Origin of the sequence: Halomonas sp. SIMBA_159, from assembly GCF_046536035.1 — a bacterium.
GTDB classification, from domain to species: domain Bacteria; phylum Pseudomonadota; class Gammaproteobacteria; order Pseudomonadales; family Halomonadaceae; genus Vreelandella; species Vreelandella venusta_A.
The window spans coordinates 1-327 of the sequence record NZ_JAWJBT010000239.1; the positions used below are offsets into that span (position 1 = coordinate 1).

Consider the following 327-nt stretch of genomic DNA (forward strand, 5'->3'; position numbering starts at 1 on the left):
GTGCTGCTGCAACAGGTGGTGGCGGAAGACTATGGCATGGCCACCGGACTGCGATGTAGCCTGCGCCAGTTATTCTCTTGGGCCGCCGCGGAATTGGGTATACATCTGGAGTTCTCCGGCCACGGGACCGAGGAGGTCGCCACAGTGGCGGCCATCGAGGGGGATCAAGCACTTGCGCTGAAGCCTGGCGACGTGATTATGCGCATCGACCCGCGCTATTTCCGTCCCGCCGAGGTGGAAACCCTGCTGGGCGATCCGACGAAGGCCAAGGAAAACCTAGGCTGGGTGCCGGAAATAACAGTACAGGAAATGTGTGCAGAGATGATC

General features: G+C 60.2%; 1 protein-coding gene. It reads left to right on the forward strand.

What is annotated here, in order from left to right:
• Positions 1-327 (forward strand): GDP-mannose 4,6-dehydratase (locus tag R0J87_RS19135; protein WP_498888216.1); only part of this gene is annotated, 327 nt, incomplete at both ends.